Source organism: Desulfovibrio biadhensis, assembly GCF_055388615.1.
In genome coordinates this window covers 3,071,619-3,088,257 of the sequence record NZ_AP042477.1, presented here as the reverse complement: position 1 = coordinate 3,088,257, position 16,639 = coordinate 3,071,619, and the positions used below count along the sequence as shown (strand labels likewise).

Annotated in this window: 14 protein-coding genes; 11 read left to right on the top strand and 3 right to left on the bottom strand. The window is 56.2% G+C overall.

Features of this window, described 5'->3' with window-relative positions:
• Positions 1-160 precede the first annotated feature (160 nt).
• The 11 genes from ACZ5EH_RS13300 (at position 161) to ACZ5EH_RS13250 (ending at position 12,833) form a co-directional block, all read left to right on the top strand.
• The gene (locus ACZ5EH_RS13300; protein ID WP_464274366.1) at positions 161-655 is read left to right on the top strand and encodes a HyaD/HybD family hydrogenase maturation endopeptidase; all 495 of its coding nucleotides are present in this window, start codon (positions 161-163) and stop codon (positions 653-655) included.
• A gap of 21 nt (positions 656-676) precedes the next feature.
• Positions 677-922 carry a HypC/HybG/HupF family hydrogenase formation chaperone gene (locus ACZ5EH_RS13295; protein ID WP_464274365.1) on the top strand — a complete coding sequence of 82 codons (246 nt, stop codon included), beginning with the start codon at positions 677-679 and terminating at the stop codon, positions 920-922.
• Between the two features lie 62 nt (positions 923-984).
• The gene (locus tag ACZ5EH_RS13290; protein ID WP_464274364.1) at positions 985-2,190 is read left to right on the top strand and encodes an aminotransferase-like domain-containing protein; all 1,206 of its coding nucleotides are present in this window, start codon (positions 985-987) and stop codon (positions 2,188-2,190) included.
• Positions 2,191-2,239: 49 nt separating this feature from the next.
• Positions 2,240-3,292 (top strand): SPOR domain-containing protein, encoded by a 1,053-nt coding sequence (locus ACZ5EH_RS13285; protein ID WP_464274363.1) that lies wholly within the window; start codon positions 2,240-2,242, stop codon positions 3,290-3,292.
• 41 nt (positions 3,293-3,333) lie between these two features.
• Complete coding sequence (locus tag ACZ5EH_RS13280; protein WP_464274362.1) at positions 3,334-3,600, top strand: hypothetical protein; 267 nt, start codon at positions 3,334-3,336, stop codon at positions 3,598-3,600.
• A gap of 59 nt (positions 3,601-3,659) precedes the next feature.
• Entirely contained in the window at positions 3,660-5,885 is a 2,226-nt protein-coding gene (locus ACZ5EH_RS13275) for a HEAT repeat domain-containing protein (RefSeq protein ID WP_464274361.1), read from the top strand.
• A 174-nt stretch (positions 5,886-6,059) separates the two neighbouring features.
• Positions 6,060-7,721 carry a methyl-accepting chemotaxis protein gene (locus ACZ5EH_RS13270; RefSeq protein WP_464274360.1) on the top strand — a complete coding sequence of 554 codons (1,662 nt, stop codon included), beginning with the start codon at positions 6,060-6,062 and terminating at the stop codon, positions 7,719-7,721.
• 62 nt (positions 7,722-7,783) lie between these two features.
• On the top strand, positions 7,784-8,557 hold the full coding sequence (locus ACZ5EH_RS13265; protein WP_464274359.1) for a substrate-binding periplasmic protein: 774 nt from the start codon (positions 7,784-7,786) through the stop codon (positions 8,555-8,557).
• 195 nt (positions 8,558-8,752) lie between these two features.
• Entirely contained in the window at positions 8,753-9,778 is a 1,026-nt protein-coding gene (pdxA, locus tag ACZ5EH_RS13260) for a 4-hydroxythreonine-4-phosphate dehydrogenase PdxA (protein ID WP_464274358.1), read from the top strand.
• 38 nt (positions 9,779-9,816) lie between these two features.
• The gene (locus ACZ5EH_RS13255; protein WP_464274357.1) at positions 9,817-11,490 is read left to right on the top strand and encodes a hydantoinase/oxoprolinase family protein; all 1,674 of its coding nucleotides are present in this window, start codon (positions 9,817-9,819) and stop codon (positions 11,488-11,490) included.
• A gap of 23 nt (positions 11,491-11,513) precedes the next feature.
• Complete coding sequence (locus ACZ5EH_RS13250) at positions 11,514-12,833, top strand: histone deacetylase family protein (protein WP_464274356.1); 1,320 nt, start codon at positions 11,514-11,516, stop codon at positions 12,831-12,833.
• A gap of 148 nt (positions 12,834-12,981) precedes the next feature.
• Here ACZ5EH_RS13250 and ACZ5EH_RS13245 read toward each other — a convergent pair whose 3' ends face one another.
• From ACZ5EH_RS13245 to betC, 3 genes are read right to left on the bottom strand one after another with little or no spacing between them, the layout of a single operon-like run.
• Positions 12,982-13,902 (bottom strand): glycine betaine ABC transporter substrate-binding protein, encoded by a 921-nt coding sequence (locus ACZ5EH_RS13245; RefSeq protein WP_464274355.1) that lies wholly within the window; start codon positions 13,900-13,902, stop codon positions 12,982-12,984.
• A gap of 33 nt (positions 13,903-13,935) precedes the next feature.
• Positions 13,936-15,069, bottom strand: coding sequence for an anaerobic sulfatase maturase (locus tag ACZ5EH_RS13240; protein ID WP_464274354.1), 1,134 nt, complete (start codon positions 15,067-15,069; stop codon positions 13,936-13,938).
• Positions 15,070-15,072: 3 nt separating this feature from the next.
• The gene (gene betC, locus ACZ5EH_RS13235; protein ID WP_464274353.1) at positions 15,073-16,614 is read right to left on the bottom strand and encodes a choline-sulfatase; all 1,542 of its coding nucleotides are present in this window, start codon (positions 16,612-16,614) and stop codon (positions 15,073-15,075) included.
• Positions 16,615-16,639 lie beyond the last annotated feature (25 nt).

The window sequence follows — 16,639 nt, the reverse complement described above, 5'->3', positions numbered from 1 at the left end:
CCCCCTGATGGCGCCGGGTTCCAGCCTTTCCCCAACAAACGTGTTGGACAGGAAAACAGCGTACCTGTTTGCATGGTGCAACCTGACGCTCGCTGCTTTCGCCAGGCGGGGAATGCAGCACGTTGGCTTGAATATAAATCGTTTGCGACAAGGAAATAAAATGGACAAAACCCCTTCTGGCATCCTCGTCCTCGGCGTAGGAAACATCCTCTATACCGATGAAGGTGTCGGCGTCCGTGTGGTCGAAAACCTGCTCGAAAACTACGATTTTTCTGAGAACACCACGCTGATGGATGGTGGAACCCTGGGCACCAAGCTCATGGATTATATCATGGCTTGCGAAAAGCTCATCGTAGTCGATGCCGTCCTTGGCGGGGATGTGCCCGGATCGGTATATCGCCTTACGGGGGAAGACCTGCGCAAGAGCTTGGCCTTCAAGAATTCCATGCACCAGACTGACCTGGTGGATACGCTCATTTTTTGTGAACTGGCGGGACACAGGCCTGAAGCCGTCGTCATCGGTATCGAGCCCCACGATTACGAAACCCTTGCCGTGGAACTGTCCGAGCCTGTAAAAGAACGCATCGACAAGATGGCCGAAGTCGTTCTGCAAGAAGTAAAAGAGGCCGGGGGCACTTACACCCCCAAGCAGTAACCCCAACCCAGGGAGCACGACATGTGCCTTGCCATACCTGCATGCATCACTGAAATTAAAGACGACTTCGCTACCTGCCGCGTGGGCGAAAGCGATACCTTCATAACCGTGTCATTGATGCTTATGGAAGATGAAGCGCAGCCCGGCGATTATCTCATTGTCCACGCCGGCTTCGCCCTGCGCAAACTGAGCAAGGAAGACGCGGAGGAATCTCTCAAGGTGCTTCGCGACATGGTTGCTGCGCAAGGCGAACAAGCTCTCTTTTAACATTATTTCAGGCACTGACGTCTAAAACGTCAGCCGCGCAGCCGAATCGGAGATCGATCGCCATGCCGCATCGTTTTGCCACCCGCATACGCAAGGCGCACAAGTCCTTTATCAGAGAGATTCTCAAAGTCACGCAATCTCCTGAAATCATTTCTTTTGCCGGTGGGCTCCCCCTCCCTGATCTGTTTCCCAACCGCGAAATGGAGCGCGCCGCCGTCACAGTGCTCTCCTCCCATGGGGCCGAAGCCTTGCAGTATTCCACCACTGAAGGCTACCCCCCCCTGCGGGAATGGATCGCCAAGCGCTACAAGGAGCGCAACGGACTGGATGTCGACCCGGAAAACATCACGATAACAACGGGTTCACAACAGGCCCTTGATATGGCGGCTAAGGTCTTCATCGACCCTGGCGACACTGTGTTGATAGAGCGCCCCGGCTATTTGGGAGCCATTCAGGCTTTTTCCTTGTTTGAGCCGGTTTTCGAGGGCGTGGATTTGCAGCACGACGGGCCCGACCTCAATGCCCTGGCCGAAATACTCGGCAGCGGCGATGTAAAACTCTACTATGCCGTCCCCACGTTTCAGAACCCATCGGGACTTAGTTACAGCAAGGAAAAACGCGAAGCCGTGGCCAGTCTGCTGGCGGAACGTGATACGGTTCTGCTCGAAGATAACCCCTATGGAGAATTGCGTTTTGCCGGTGATGAGCTTCCCCCTTTGGGAGCCTCTCTGCTGGACTCCAACGCCTTGCTCATGGGCTCGTTTTCAAAGGTGGTTGCGCCCGGTCTCAGGTTGGGGTGGGTCGTCTCGCCCCCTGCAATGCGGGACAAACTTGTTCTGGCAAAGCAGGCTGCGGACCTGCACACGTCCACCTTGCTCCAGCGGATTTTGCACCGCTACCTGATCGATAATGACCTTGATGCGCACCTGACCCGCATCAAGGAGCGGTACGGAGAGCATTGCCAACTGATGCTTGCGGCCATTGATACGCACTTTCCAAAAGAAGTCCGCTGTACCCGACCAGAAGGCGGCATGTTCCTTTGGGGCTCTCTCCCCGACGGATACGACGCCATGGAACTGTTCAACCTCGCCATCGACAACAAGGTGGCCTTTGTGCCAGGGCGCCCCTTTTATACGGACGGGCGCGGCGAGAACACCTTCCGACTCAACTTTTCCAACGCTGACCCGACGCATATAGAAGAAGGAATTGCCCGACTTGGCCAATGTATTTCGCAATTACTGGACAACAGGGGCGCAAACAGGTCATAACATCTGAGGCAAACATATCTTTTCCCCTGAGGCTGACTGGAGTTCGTCCATGCGTCGAGTGCTGTGTACCATCGTCCTGTTTTTTTTCGTAATAATGCTCCCCCTTCCTGGACTCGTTCAGGCGGCGGGCGATGAGTTTGCCGTTCAGTTCATCGTTCCCTCCGACAAGGACGACGTTTGGAAGTTCGTGGAAATGATATCTGATCTCGGGTACCCAGCCTACATGTTCACCCAGGACATGGGTAGCGGAGTTGTCAATTATTACGCCCAAATGGGAACTTACGCCAACTATGCTGTTGCCAAAGACGCAGCAGAAAAACTGCGCAAGAAGGTGCGCGTGGACTATGAAATAGTCCATGCCAACACCAACAAGGCGGTTTCCGAAAAAGAACTGGCCATGATGGAGCAAGAAGGTGCAACAACTGCCGGTGGTCCGGAAGCGCCCCCAGCCGATACGCCTGACCGTCCTGCTGAAGTGATGGACCAGGCGCCAGCCCCTGCACCAGCACCTGCGCCACAAAAAAAGGAAGCCGCACCATCTCCTGCGCCTGCACCACAACCTGCCCCGCAACCAGATGACGTTGCTTCCTTTGACGCGCCCACGGCAACGGAAATGGCGCCGGCAAAACCCGCGCCTAAACCCGCCGCAAAACCGGCGCCAAAGCCCGAGCCTGAGCAGCCCACAGCAGAAGCGGCGCCCAGCGCGTCTGCAGAAAGCGCAGCTCCCCAGGTGCCTGAAGTACAGGCCGCGGCTCCTGCGCCTACAGCTCCCGAAGCGCCCGCAGCTCCTGCTACATCCATTTTACCGCCCAATACAACGCCACAAGGGCAAAGCATGTACCTTGCCCAGATGCATTCTTTCAGCATCAAGGATAACGCGTTGAAAGCCGCCCGCGAATATTCCGCCAGGGGGTACGATCCTGTCATCATTTTGTTGTATGACAGCAACCATACACCATGGTATGTACTTTCCATGGGATACTGGGGCGATATGCGTTCCGCACGAGAAGCGTCTCAAAGGCTCAGAATCCGGGAAGGTCGTGCAGCCACCATAAATCAGGTGGATGCTTCCTTTCTAAAAACACGGGTTGTCCCTTTCTAGGTCGCCAAGGCCTGGCAAGGTAACACAATAGGGAGACGACAATGCCTACGGAATGGACCCGGCACGACGACTCCACATATTTCGTCGTTCTCGGCGGCGTACTGACGGTTGCAATCACCTACGAGCAGATAGGTGAACCTGGCTGGAAAATCCAGGTTGGAAAACGCGCTATGCGTGACAAAATATCCAAGCAGGAAGACGCACAAAAAGTTGCGCTGGCCTTTGCCCATCGTATTTTGACACAATGCGGCAAAGACTTGGAATCTCTGGTTACGTCACTCCGACAAGAACAGGGGGACGCAGACTGATTTCCGCCACATCGCCATACCGCCTTTATTCTCATGCCGCTTGCATTCTTGTGGCGGCAATGCTTTTCTTCGTCCTTTTTCCTCCCTTATTGCAATCTCAAGAAGTCGCCTCGCCTGATATCACGCCCGATACCGCACCTGATACCGCGCCGCAATCCACCCAGCCTCAGGACACCAAAGAGGACGTTACCGCCCCCCAATCCGTGGAATCTGAGAAAAACCAACCGCAGGACGCTTCTGCACCGCAACAAGAAGAAACTCCCAAAGCCACAGTAAGCGACGACACGTCTCAGGAAACGCCGCCTGAAAAAAGCGAAGCAGAGCCGACCGCTGAAGAAATGGAAAGGCAGGAAGCCGCTGCCAAGATTGAGAAGATCAACGCGCTTTCGCAGACCCTGCAAAACGGCGGGTGGGTGGAGCGCAAAGAAGCCATCGCGTCCCTGGGTGATTTTGGTCCGGATGCGGCCGTGGCAGTACCTTTGCTACGAGAAGCCCTGGATGACGACGATGCCTTGATTCGTGCGGAAAGCGCCCGTACCCTTGGCAAAATTGGTCCCAATGCTGCTGCCGCCGTGCCAGGGCTCATTGATTTGCTGTACGATGACGATGACGAGGTCCGCACAGCAGCGGCCGATGCCCTCGGCAATTTAGGGCCAGAGGCTGCAGAAGCAGCCAGGGCGCTTGTGCGCGTTTTGGGTGATGAAAATCCACAGGCCCGCACCAACGCTGCACAGGCACTGGGGCGTATCGATGCACCGGCGGACATTGCTCTGCCAGCGCTTGTGCGCAGTATGGAAGATTACCAATCCAAGGTGCGACGCAGCGCTGCAGCTTCCATAGGAAACTTTGGCGATGCAGCGGCAAGCGCCGTGCCTGCGCTGATAAAACGACTGCATGATCCCGACGAGTTTGTCCGGCTGAGCGCTGCCTTTGCTTTGGGGCAAATCGGCAGGCCAGCCATCCAAGCGCTCATTGCCATGCTGGAGACGTCTGAAAGTTCCGCAGGCCAGGAAGAACACGACTCCGAGGTGGCAGCCTGGGCGTTGCGACGTATTGGCGCCCCTGCTGTTGCATTGCTGGCCGAACGGGTTCGCAGCGCGGAAGGCCAGGAACGCATCGAAGCCATTTACGCGCTGGGGCACCTGGGGCTTCAGGCCGACGTCACCGTGCCCCTGCTCATCGAGCTGCTTGAAAATCCTGACAATGAAATAGCCAATGCGGCAACCGTTGCGCTGGGCATGATCGGCGCGCCAGCCGTCAGTTATCTGGTGGACGTGCTGGACAACCCTGACCGCAGTGTGCGTCTTTTTGCTACCTACGCCCTTGGCGCCATTGGAGAACCTGCGGTGCCGGCCCTGGTGCTGGCTCTGGACGACCGCTTCGCCACAGTACGCGAGCAGGCGGCCATAGCCCTGGGCAAGATAGGTGAACAGGCGGCCCAGGCCGTGCCACGGCTGATATTTGCGTTGCAAGACCCTTCCGCCTCCGTGCGCATGAACGCGGCAGACACCCTGGGCGAGATAGGTGCTGGAGCCGAAACGGCCGTGCCTGCCCTTTCTGCTGCCCTGCGTGACAAGGACGACTTTGTTCGTACCATGGCGGCCTATGCGCTAGGCAAAATAGGCGCAAAGGGAGCCTCTGCGCTCATCTCCACCTTAGAGGATCCTGATCCCGGTATGCGCGAGATAGCGGCCGTTGCCCTGGGCATGGTCGGCCCCCGTATTGGTGAGCACGCTGCCAAGGCGGTGCCCGCCCTGGTCAAAGCGCTGGACGACCCAGATCCGGGGGTGCGGCGCAGCGCCGCCAGCGCACTCAGCTACCTTGGGCCTGCTGCGGCAGATGCCGTGCCAGACCTCACCGCCCTTTTGTATAGCACTAATGACGAAGATCTGCGCATTCTTGCCGCCTATGCCCTGGCAAAGGCCGGCACTCTGGGCGTAAACCAGATTCTTACGACCATGCGCCATAGCAATCCGGAAATGCGCTCCATCGCGGTCAGCGCCCTGGGTATGAGCCAGGCACAGGCCGATCTGGCAGTGCCTGCCCTTGTCAAGGCGCTCAAGGATGAAGACCAACAAGTCCGGATCAAGGCTGCAACGGCCTTGGGCATGCTTGGGGCAAAAGCTTCAGGCGCCGGCCCCGCGCTCATCGAATTGATGGACAAGGGCGGTCCTGAAGGTGACGCCGCCATCAAAGCACTGCAACGGATAACGCCTGAAGGCGAAGTCCCGACGCGAGAAGATGCAACGCCTGCTGCAGCCACACAATCCCCTTCCGGGGAATAATCTCCTTTTTTCCTGCTTTTCCCTGCCTGAAAATGTCATCACCGTGACAATTTCCTCGTATTGGTAATCCAGTTTCCTTTCTCCCGCAGTTTATTTGTAACATCCTTTCTATATATTACTAAAACTCAAATAGTTACTATCTATAACAAACATCCTCGGGAGAGCACTGCCCTCATGAAAAACAGCTTTTCCATTTCACAAATCATCCTCAGCGTTCTGATCATAGGTCTTACCGGCGCATTAGGCTTCATGGGCGCGCTGAACTACCTCGATACCCGGTCCACATGGGAAGCGGAACTGACGCAGCTTGGGCATCAAGTAGCAGGGCGCCTGTCACTATCCCTTGCCGCTCCTATGTGGAATTTCCAAACCAGCCAGGCTGAAAAAATCATCCGGTCGGAAATGCAAGCCCGCAACGTAGCAGCGATTGTGGTGCACGAATCCGAAGACAAGATTTTTACGGCTGGTGTTTGGGACGAGAACTGGGCGGTGGCCATAGCAGCCGAAACCCCTCAGGATATGGATGGAGCCATCATTGCGCAGGCCCCGGTGCAACAGGACGATAAGGAAATCGGGACAGCCACAGTCTATGTGACAACCCGTTTTCTCGATGAAAAGCTGGACAACCTGCTCCAAAAGACAATCCTGTTTGTGCTTGTTTCCGACGGGATTCTTCTCGTCCTCCTCTACCTTATACTGCGCTATGTGCTGCTTGTGCCCCTGAAACAGTTGCAGGTGTACACACGCAAGGTAGGTGGAGGAGATTTGGAGGTAGAGGCGCCCAGCCTGTGCCGCTTTTCCGGAGAGATGTGCCAGCTGGCCAGCTTTGTTGCCGGCATGGTGGAAAGCCTGAAGCAATCCATTCGCACTGCCCAGGGCAAGGAGCAGGAGGCCAGAGACCTGGCCGCCGCAGCTGAGCAGGCCCGTACAGAGGCCGAAGAAGCCCGCGATCAGGCGGTAACGGCCCGCAATGAAGGTATGCGCGAGGCTGGCGAACGGCTGGAGGACATCTCTCGCCACCTGGCAGAAGCTACTGAGGAACTCCTGAACCAAACAAACGAAGTTACCCGTGGTTCAGGCATCCAGACCGACAGAATCGCCGGTGTGGCAACAGCCATCGAAGAAATGAACGCAACCATCCAGGAAATCGCGCACAGGGCCTCGGATACTGCAGATCAGGGGCGTGAAACGGTTTCCGAGGCGTCAAATGGCGAGCATGTGGTGACCGAAAGCACCAACGTCATCAAGGAAGTGGATAAAAAAGCCCACAACCTTCGTGAATACATGCAGAGCCTTGCCGCAAAGTCCGAGGATGTAGGCCGGATCATCACCGTCATCGAAGATATTGCCGACCAGACCAACCTTCTGGCCCTTAACGCTGCCATAGAAGCGGCGCGCGCCGGGGAAGCAGGCCGCGGTTTCGCCGTGGTGGCGGATGAAGTGCGCAAGCTCGCAGAAAAAACCATGGGAGCTACAAAGGAAGTGACAACCTCCATACGCGCCATCCAGGATGAGACAGAAAACAGCAGGCGCGTGGCGGAAGAAGTCGCCAAGACGGTCGAAAACGCCACCAATCAGTCATCCAAGGCAAAGGTTGCGCTCGAACGCATCATGCAGCTTGCAGGGCAAACTTCTGACAGTATTTCGCAAATAGCCACGGCTACTGAAGAACAAAGCGCGTCCATGGAAGCGATCAACCAATCCGTTTCCGACGTGGATTCAGTGGCACAAGAAATTACCACAGCCATGAAAACAGCCAGCACAGCCGTCAGTGAACTGGGGGAGCAGACGGGCGCCCTGAACCAGATCATTGCCGAGTTACTGGCTGCAAAATAGCAGATGAGCACGCCCCTTGCCAATAAACACAACCGTTCAACCCTTAACAAGGATAAAGAACAGTGAAAGCACGCATCTACACATCCAAAGTCCTTGCCATTTGCATCATCCTGGCCTTATTGAGCATAACCACTAGCGCCGCTGCGGAGAAAATGTCCCTGACCAGTCTGGAATGGCCGCCCTATACCAGTGACGCCATGGACGCCAAAGGAGCATCCGCAAAAGTCGTTGCCGATGCCCTGGCAGAAGTCGGCATGGAACTCGACATCCAATTCTATCCCTGGCAACGCGCAGTAAATATGGCCAAGAGCGACGCTGCATTCATCGGCTACTTTCCTGAATACCACTCCACTGCCATTGAAGAGGAATTCATCTTTTCCGAGCCTATTGGCTCCTCCCCCCTCGGTTTCATCGAGCGCAAAGACGAATCCATAGCCTGGAAAACCCTGAACGATCTCAAGGCCTACACCATCGGCGTAGTCTCGGGATATGTGAATACCACCGATTTCGACGCCATGATGGCCTCGGGCGATATCAAGACAGAAGCCGTTTCCGACGACGCCACCAACATCAAAAAAGTTGCTGGGGGGCGCATCCACATGGCTGTCATCGATAAAAACGTATTCAACTACCTGCTCAAAACCGATCCCGCCCTTGCCGGCATGGGTGACAAACTCCAGTTCAACGCAAATGTCCTGGAAGACAAAAAACTCTATGTCTGTGTCCGTAAAAGCCCGGAAGGCGAGGCAGCCATTGCCAAACTCAACGAAGGAATAGCCAAGATAGACCCCGAAGCCATCCAGGGCGCCTATATTTCAAAGGCGCTGGGCAACTAGGGCACGTACTTTGCCGTAACGCCTCTGGCAATCAGTAGTACCTTTAAACTGTTTCATTCCCAGGCAGTTGCCTGAAACAAATTGCCTTACCTCCATTCCTCCATGCCCCTTGCATGTATGCGAGGGGCTTTTTCATCATATAATCTCCATATCCTTTTTGACATTTTGTCCGAAATACCGGATGCTCTCTATATTATGCATGTATCCGACAAGCCTTTGGTGCTGACTCTCGGCGATCCCAATGGTCTAGGCCCGGAACTGGCATGCCGGTTACTGGGCAAAAAAGAGGGCGTCGCCCCCGGCTTTACACCCCAGAGTCCCCTGCTCATGCTAGGGGCAGGCAGCGCCCTGCGCCCGCACCTGGAGCGTTTGGGAATGCGCCCCTTTTGGGAGCCTATAGCTGATCCGTCCAACATAACCAGCAAAAAGCCAGGGGTTTATTTCCATGAACCCAAGGGGTTGGAAAAATACACCCCCAAGCTAGGCATAGCTGACGAAAAAGGCGGTCTGGCCGCAGGCGTGACCCTGGAACTGGCCATACACCTCTGCCTGGAAGGCGCTGCAAGCGGTATCGTCACCCTGCCCTTGCACAAAGGTATGCTCCAGGCGGCTGGCTTTCCTTTTTCAGGACATACTGAATTTCTTGCACGCCGCAGCAACCTGCGCGATGAAGACGTGTGCATGCACCTTTGCGGGGACGCCCTCCGCGTAAGCCTTGTTACCACGCACCCGCCGTTGCGCAGCGTCCCCGAACTCGTAACCAAAGAACGAGTCCTGCGCTGCTTGCGCCTCACCAGCGAATTCCTGGATTATATCCTGCCGGAAGGACGCCGCCGCATTGCCGTATGCGGCCTGAATCCCCATGCTGGAGAAAACGGCGCCATAGGGTCAGAAGAAATTGACGTGATAATCCCGGCGCTGCAGCAAGCAAAAGCCGAGGGAATCGACGCCATGGGGCCGTTTGCCGCGGATACGACGTTCCATCGTGCAGTGACAGGCGAGTTCGACGCCGTACTTGCCATGTATCACGACCAGGGCCTGGGCCCCTTGAAGCTGCTGCACTTCCACAAGGCGGTAAACGTGACCTTAGGGTTGCCCTTTGTACGCACTTCGGTGGATCACGGTACCGGCTTCGACCTTGTCGGCAAGGACACGGCCGATACAGGCAGTTTGCTTGCCGCGCTGCACATGGCACGGCTCATGGTCAATGCAGTGGCGTAACAACTACCCCAACAGACTGTAACAAAGAGGAATGACCCATGTATTTAGGGATCGACGTCGGCGGCACCCATACGGACGCTGTCGTCATGTTCCGTGGCAAGCTGGTCGCATCCTGCAAAGTGCGCACAGACCACGAGAACCTCCTGGCCTCCGTGCGCAACGCCCTTGAACAGGTTCTGACGGACCTCGACGGGGAGCGTATCTCCCGCTTGAATCTTTCCACCACCCTGACCACGAACGCCATTGTCCAGGGCAAGACAGAAGAAGTGGGCGTGCTGGTGTCTGCCGGACCAGGCATTGATCCGGAAAATCACCGCATAGGGCGCAGTTACCACGTTATTCCCGGCGCACTGGACCATCGCGGCTTTGAAATCAAGGCGCTGGACACCGCTTCACTAGGCGAAGGGCGCCAAATTTGCGACCAGTTGGGCGTGCGTGTTTTTGCAGTTGTAGGAAAATTCTCCACCCGCAACCCGGCGCATGAACTGGCCATGAAAGAATCTGTGTCCGGATGCGCTGATTTCGTCACCATGGGGCACCGTCTTTCCGGTCTGCTGAACTTTCCGCGCCGCATCAGCACCGCCTACTACAACGCAGCCGTCTGGCGACTCTTCAATACCTTTGCCGACGCCATTGAAGGCAGTATCCGCGACTTCAAGCTGGACGCCCCCGTCAATGTGCTCAAGGCGGACGGCGGCACAATGCCGCTCAGTGTCTGCCGCGAGCGCCCCGTGGAATCCATCCTTTCCGGCCCTGCAGCCAGCGTCATGGGCATCATCGCCCTTTGCGACATACGCGAGGACTGCGCTATTCTGGACATCGGCGGCACCACCACGGATATCGCCATCTTTGCAGGGGCAAGCCCGGTCATCGAGAAACACGGCATCGAGCTTGGCTCCTACCCCACCCTTGTACGCGCCCTGAAAACCCACTCCATAGGCATAGGGGGCGATTCTGTTCTCAGACTGCGCCAGAAAATGGGCAGCACATCCGTTTTCGTGGGCCCGGAACGACTTGGCCCGCCCATGGCCATGGGCGGCGACCGGCCGACGCTGATGGACGCGTTCAACTATGCGCGCATTACGGACTTTGGTGACCGTGAAGCCTCTGTGAATGGCATTGAATCCCTTGCAGGCCTCTGGGACGCATCGGCCCGCAAAATCGTTGACATGGCCATCGCACGCGCCGTGGAAGCCATCAAGGAAGCGGTCGATGACCTGGTATGGCAAATAAACCAGCGCCCTGTGTACACAATCAACGAATTGCTCACGGGCAAGGACATCCGCCCCTCCAAGTTGTATATCATGGGTGGTCCGGCCAAGGCATTTCAAAAGCTTCTTGCAGAAGCCATGGACCTGGAGGTGGAAGTTCCGGAAGACTACCAGGTGGCCAACGCAGTTGGCGCTGCGCTCACACGCACCACCTGCGAACTGGAGCTTTTTGCAGACACACAGAAAAAGCAGTTGTTCATCCCCACCACCGGTGAAGAACGCACCATAGGGGCGAACTACTCCTTGCAGGATGCAGAAAAGGACGCCTGGGACAGTCTTGGCAAACGATTGGCGGATATCGCTCCAAAAGAGGCGGAGCGTCTCGGCGCAGCCATGGAAATCACAGAGGCCAGCTCCTTCAACATGGTGGATTACCATGGTTCGGGCGGCCGCAATATCCGAGTAAAATGTCAAATCAAACCAGGCATCTCGCGTGACTGAGCGCAACCAACAAGGATATGACAATGCAGGAAGCAAAAAATCGCCTGGGACTCGTCTTTTTTCCCGCTTACGACTGGGCCATCAGCCCCACGCATCCGGAGCGTGAGGAGCGACTGCTCTACACTCAGGACCAACTCAAGGAAGAAGGCCTTTTCGATATCCCCGGCATCACGGAATACAAGCCGGAAATCGCTACACTGGAAGACGTGGAGCGCACCCACTTCTGCATCCCTTCTTCCGAAGCCGTGACAACGAAGTCTCACCTCATCTCCGCTGGCGGCGCCATCAAGGCTGCCCAACTCGTCATGGAGCGTGAAGAGGAAAAAGCCTTTGCCCTGGTGCGCCCTCCTGGACACCATGCCATGAAGGTGGTGCACGGCAACCGAGGCTTTTGCAATGTGAACATCGAAGCCATGATGGTCGAGTGGATTCGTGAAAAATACGGCCGCAAACGTGTTGCCATTGTGGATACCGATTGCCACCACGGCGACGGCACCCAGGACCTCTACTGGAACGATCGCGACACCTTGTTCATCTCCCTGCATCAGGACGGGCGCACCCTGTACCCGGGAACGGGATTCCCCGACGAACTTGGCGGCCCCAATGCCCTGGGCAAGACGATCAATGTGCCGCTGCCGCCAAACACTGGCGACGAAGGCTACCTCTACGTTATCGACAATCTTGTGCTGCCGCTGCTCGAAGATTTCAAACCCGATCTGATCATCAACTCCGCAGGGCAGGACAACCACTTTTCCGACCCCATCACGAACATGAACCTCTCGGCCCAGGGGTACGCACTGCTGAACCAGAAGCTGAACCCCGATCTTGCCGTATTGGAGGGTGGCTACGCCATCCAGGGCGCGCTGCCCTACGTCAACCTTGGCATTGCGCTGGCCATGGCCGGACTGGATTATTCCGGGGTTCGCGAGCCTGATTACGATCCAAAACGCTTTGGCCACGATCACCGCACTGACGAGTACCTGAAAAAATTGTGCGATCTCATGCGCGCGGCCTACTTCTCCCCCCCAGAGAAACCGAGCAAGGGAGAAATCGTGGGTAATGAATATTCCCGCTCAAAGGATATCTTCTACGATACGGACGGTATCAGCGAAAGCCAGGTGGAAAGCGTACTGCTGTGTGAGAACTGCTCGGGTGTGGTGAAAATCGAGACGTGGTCCACCGTCAACCCCCTGTCCTGCTGCATTGAAATTCCCATGGACGCCTGCGGCCGCTGCCACGACGCGGGCCTGCGCATGCTTGACGAAGCCAAGGTCAAAGGCAACTACCGCATCATCCAGGGCATAAACCGCAAGGACAAGCAATACACGCAGTTTGGATTTTGAACGGGCCCCCACTCTGGTGAATAACCGGAACAAAACGGGGGCGAGACACACCAACATTTGATCCGCCTATAAAAAAACCCGCCCTGATCGGCTCACACTTACGCTGCGCCGATCAGGGCGGGTTGGCTGCACGGCAACATGGCCTTGCCTAAAACGACTTGTTGATAACGTCCATGGCAGGCGTGCCGTCGGCAGCCTTCACGCCTTTCAGCCAGGCAGCCACAGCGTCCTTGTTGTTCGCTATCCATGTGGCGGCAACCTCTTTAGACGGAATTTCCTTCTGCCCGTATTCCAAAATCCACTTACTCTGGGTGGCGCTGGGAACCTTGAGCTGCTTCAGAAAACGATACACTTCGGGAGCTTCCTCAGCCAGACCCTTGCGCGCAACGGTGACCACCTTGGATTTGCTTGCAAACTTTTCCGTTCCTGGAACGGCTTCCAGGTAAGCCATGTCAAGCTGCAGGTTCATCCAGTGGGGTTTCCAGCAGGCAAACGTCACCCACTCGCCATTATTCACCCTGCTCTGTACCTCTTTGAGCATGATCGGCGTGGTCACGTTGGTCTGCTCCCAGTCACCGAGTCCTGCAACATCCTTTTCTATGATTTCGCCCATGGCGACGGCCATGGGAGAGCCGCTTTCAATATTGAAAAGGTGATGCTTGAACTTGTCGGCGTGCTTATCCAGATCGGCAAAGCTCTTCACACCCTGATCTGCCACATCCTTTGTCACGCAAAGGCTGATGACGGCTGAATCCAGGTTGGTCTGCACAACCTCCACAGCCTTCTTTTCCAGCAGTGGGTCAAGCAGAGGATTTTGTTGGGGAAGCCAGCCGGCCAGAAAAATGTCCACTTCGCCATTGGCCATGCCATTGTAGGCAATTGGAGGGCCAACAGACAGCTTTTCGGCAGGATACCCCAAAGCATCGAGAAGTTGGATGGCGATTTCACTTTTTACTTCCACACCGGGCCAGGGCGGTACTGCGAGCTTAAGCGATTCTGCAGCACGGCACGGTACAGCCAACATAAGCACCAACAGCAGCATCGGCAGCAATGCGTGAAACTTCTTCATGAATCCTCCTTGGTTACAGTTACTTCAAAGTACTCATCCCGGATGACAATGCAGCCCGGCTGCAATGCCATTGGCCATTCCCTTGAACCGGGAGAGCGTGGCGTCGAAAAAGAGACGCCACCCTTCACAGAGCCAGTTCGCTGCGCCGCCTTGTTGCCCGTTCACATGCACTGTCTGATAGCGGGGGCAATCCCCCATGCACAGCGAAAGATATTCGCAGTCATGGCAAAGCGGCGGCAGCACTTCCTTGGCCGCAGCAAATTTCTTGTAGGCAAACGACTGCCGTATTTCCTGAAACCCAGTGGTGTGCACGTTACCCAGCAAATGCTCCTGCGAGACAAAAAAATCACAGGGATACACATCGCCATTATGCTCAACCACTAGGTACTGATCACATCGCGAATGCAACCTGCACTCCGTGGCGACACCATAAGTCAATCTGGCCAGCAGGCTTTCAAAATTGCGAACGCAGGTTCCCCAGTCAGCACGAGAATACCACTCCTCAAATACGTCCAACAGAAAACGCCCCCATTGTTCGCCGGTAATCGCGTAGGGTTGCAGGTTTCCCTTTGCATCAAACTCCACACAGGGAATGAATTGCACATGCTGCATGCCCAGCGCCATGAGATGGCGGTACACTTCCAAGGGGCGCTGCACATTCGCCGCAGAAACCAGTGTCACGGCATTTACAGGCACGCCATGCCGCTGCAGCGTTTCAATGCCACGGACAACTCTGGCGTGGCTGGGCCGCCCGTCTTTTGTTCTGCGGCTGGCATCGTGCACAGATGGGGGGCCATCTATGCTGCACCCAGCCAAAAAACGGTAATGCCCCATACATGCTGCCAACTTTGCATCTATGCATGTCGCGTTTGTCTGCAAACTGTTTGCGATCTGTGCCCCTTTTGGAGCGCAGCGCTTTTGCAGCTCCACCACACGCCTGAAAAATGGCGCCCCCATCAGGGTGGGCTCGCCGCCCTGCCATACAAATGAATACACCGGCTGGCGCGTGGCCATGTAGTTTTCCAGCATGGCCTGCAATGTGGCATCCGTCATGCGGTGCGGGCGCTTCTGCGGATACAGGGCTCCTTTTTGCAAATAAAAACAGTAGGAGCAGCGAAGATTGCAATCCGCGCCAGCTGGTTTCACAAGCAGGGAAAAAGGTTGCATTGCTTAATTGGCTTCAGACGCTTTGGGGTGCAACCGCGCTTTGGCTTCAACATCATTGAGGTCAAGATGGTTGCGCATATACTGATTGGCCGCATGACACGGGGGGTGGTAATCCCACGGCGTATGCTGGCCAGTCATGTGGGCAGAGAACACCAGGCGTCTGCGTCGCTGGCTGGCCCGGACCCGTGAATCGAGGGCGTCCAAGTCCACATGCTCCTGCACCCTGGCCGCAAATGCCTCCACCATGGCGGCATAGTCAGATTCCTCGGCCAGATTGTGCAACTCCCGCGGGTCCGTCTCCAAATCATACAGCAACGGAGGATCCAGGGGGCAATGAATGTATTTGTATTTTCCCTCGCGCAGCATCATCATGGGAGCCGCCGCCCCTTCTCCCATATACTCGGTGATAACCGCCGTGCGTGTGGGGTCTGCCTCCCCCCGGGCCAGAGGCATGAGACTGTGGCCATCCATGAAGCTGGCAGGAGCTTCAAGTTCAGGCGCTTTTGCCAGTTCCAGCAACGTGGGCAGAAGATCCACCAGAGAGACCGGCGTATTCACACGCCGCGATGACAGTCCTTTGCCACTTATGACAAGGGGCACGCGGGCCGCCCCTTCCAGTAGAGACATCTTGTACCAAAGACCGCGCTCTCCAAGCATGTCGCCATGGTCTGCAGTGAGAATGACAACCGTGTTCTCACGCATGCCCGTTTCTTCCAAGGCAGTCAGCAAACGGCCGATCTTGTCATCCAGATAGCTTATCTGACCATAATATGCGTGGCGTGCATTGCGTATATCCGCCGGCGCCATTTCCCCCTCCCCCATGCCATAGGCCTGGCGCAAACGCTTGCTGTGAGGGTCGCACTGCTCGTAGGGAATGTGCTCCACTGCCGGCATGTCGATGGCGTCATGGTCATAGCGTTCCCAGTGCTCACGCGGGCAAATGTAGGGGTCATGCGGGTCCGTAAAAGACACGGCCAGACAAAAGGGGCGCCCGTCTTCGCTGCGGGCGAGGTCATAGATATGGCGCTCCGCCCGAAAACCGACCTCGTCGTCAAAATCGATCTGGTTGGCGCGTTCGTTATGGCCGGCCAGGGTCACACTATCCATGTTGTGATACCACCAGTCGAACCGCTCCTGCGGGTGCTCCCAGTCAGGTGTCCAGCCATGGTCCGCGGGGTAGACGTCCGTGGTAAGGCGCTCTTCAAACCCATGCAGTTGGTCCGCGCCCACAAAATGCATCTTGCCGCTCAGGGCCGTGCGGTAGCCATTCACTCGAAGATAATGGGCAAAAGTAGGTATATCAGCAGGAAATTCCGCGCCGTTGTCGTAGGCTTCAATCCTGGAGCAATATTGTCCGGACATCATGGAAAAACGTGATGGAGCGCAAAGAGGACTGTTGCAATAAGCGCTGGTAAAAACAACACCATCCTCTGCAATGGAATCCATGTTAGGCGTCTTGGCAACTTGATTTCCATAACAGGGCAATGCCGATGCGGCGAGCTGATCGCATTGGATGAGCAGCACGTTCGGCCGTTGTTGCGACATGAAGAATTCTCCTTTCCTAATCTCT

What these genes read in the sequence shown, in the direction of transcription:
- ACZ5EH_RS13300 (WP_464274366.1), top strand. Translation starts at nt 161, where the DNA reads ATGGACAAAACCCCTTCTGGCATCCTCGTCCTCGGCGTAGGAAACATC.
- betC (WP_464274353.1), bottom strand. Translation starts at nt 16,614, where the DNA reads ATGTCGCAACAACGGCCGAACGTGCTGCTCATCCAATGCGATCAGCTC.
- pdxA (WP_464274358.1), top strand. Translation starts at nt 8,753, where the DNA reads ATGCATGTATCCGACAAGCCTTTGGTGCTGACTCTCGGCGATCCCAAT.
- ACZ5EH_RS13255 (WP_464274357.1), top strand. Translation starts at nt 9,817, where the DNA reads ATGTATTTAGGGATCGACGTCGGCGGCACCCATACGGACGCTGTCGTC.
- ACZ5EH_RS13275 (WP_464274361.1), top strand. Translation starts at nt 3,660, where the DNA reads ATGCTTTTCTTCGTCCTTTTTCCTCCCTTATTGCAATCTCAAGAAGTC.
- ACZ5EH_RS13280 (WP_464274362.1), top strand. Translation starts at nt 3,334, where the DNA reads ATGCCTACGGAATGGACCCGGCACGACGACTCCACATATTTCGTCGTT.
- ACZ5EH_RS13270 (WP_464274360.1), top strand. Translation starts at nt 6,060, where the DNA reads ATGAAAAACAGCTTTTCCATTTCACAAATCATCCTCAGCGTTCTGATC.
- ACZ5EH_RS13245 (WP_464274355.1), bottom strand. Translation starts at nt 13,902, where the DNA reads ATGAAGAAGTTTCACGCATTGCTGCCGATGCTGCTGTTGGTGCTTATG.
- ACZ5EH_RS13250 (WP_464274356.1), top strand. Translation starts at nt 11,514, where the DNA reads ATGCAGGAAGCAAAAAATCGCCTGGGACTCGTCTTTTTTCCCGCTTAC.
- ACZ5EH_RS13240 (WP_464274354.1), bottom strand. Translation starts at nt 15,069, where the DNA reads ATGCAACCTTTTTCCCTGCTTGTGAAACCAGCTGGCGCGGATTGCAAT.
- ACZ5EH_RS13290 (WP_464274364.1), top strand. Translation starts at nt 985, where the DNA reads ATGCCGCATCGTTTTGCCACCCGCATACGCAAGGCGCACAAGTCCTTT.
- ACZ5EH_RS13285 (WP_464274363.1), top strand. Translation starts at nt 2,240, where the DNA reads ATGCGTCGAGTGCTGTGTACCATCGTCCTGTTTTTTTTCGTAATAATG.
- ACZ5EH_RS13295 (WP_464274365.1), top strand. Translation starts at nt 677, where the DNA reads ATGTGCCTTGCCATACCTGCATGCATCACTGAAATTAAAGACGACTTC.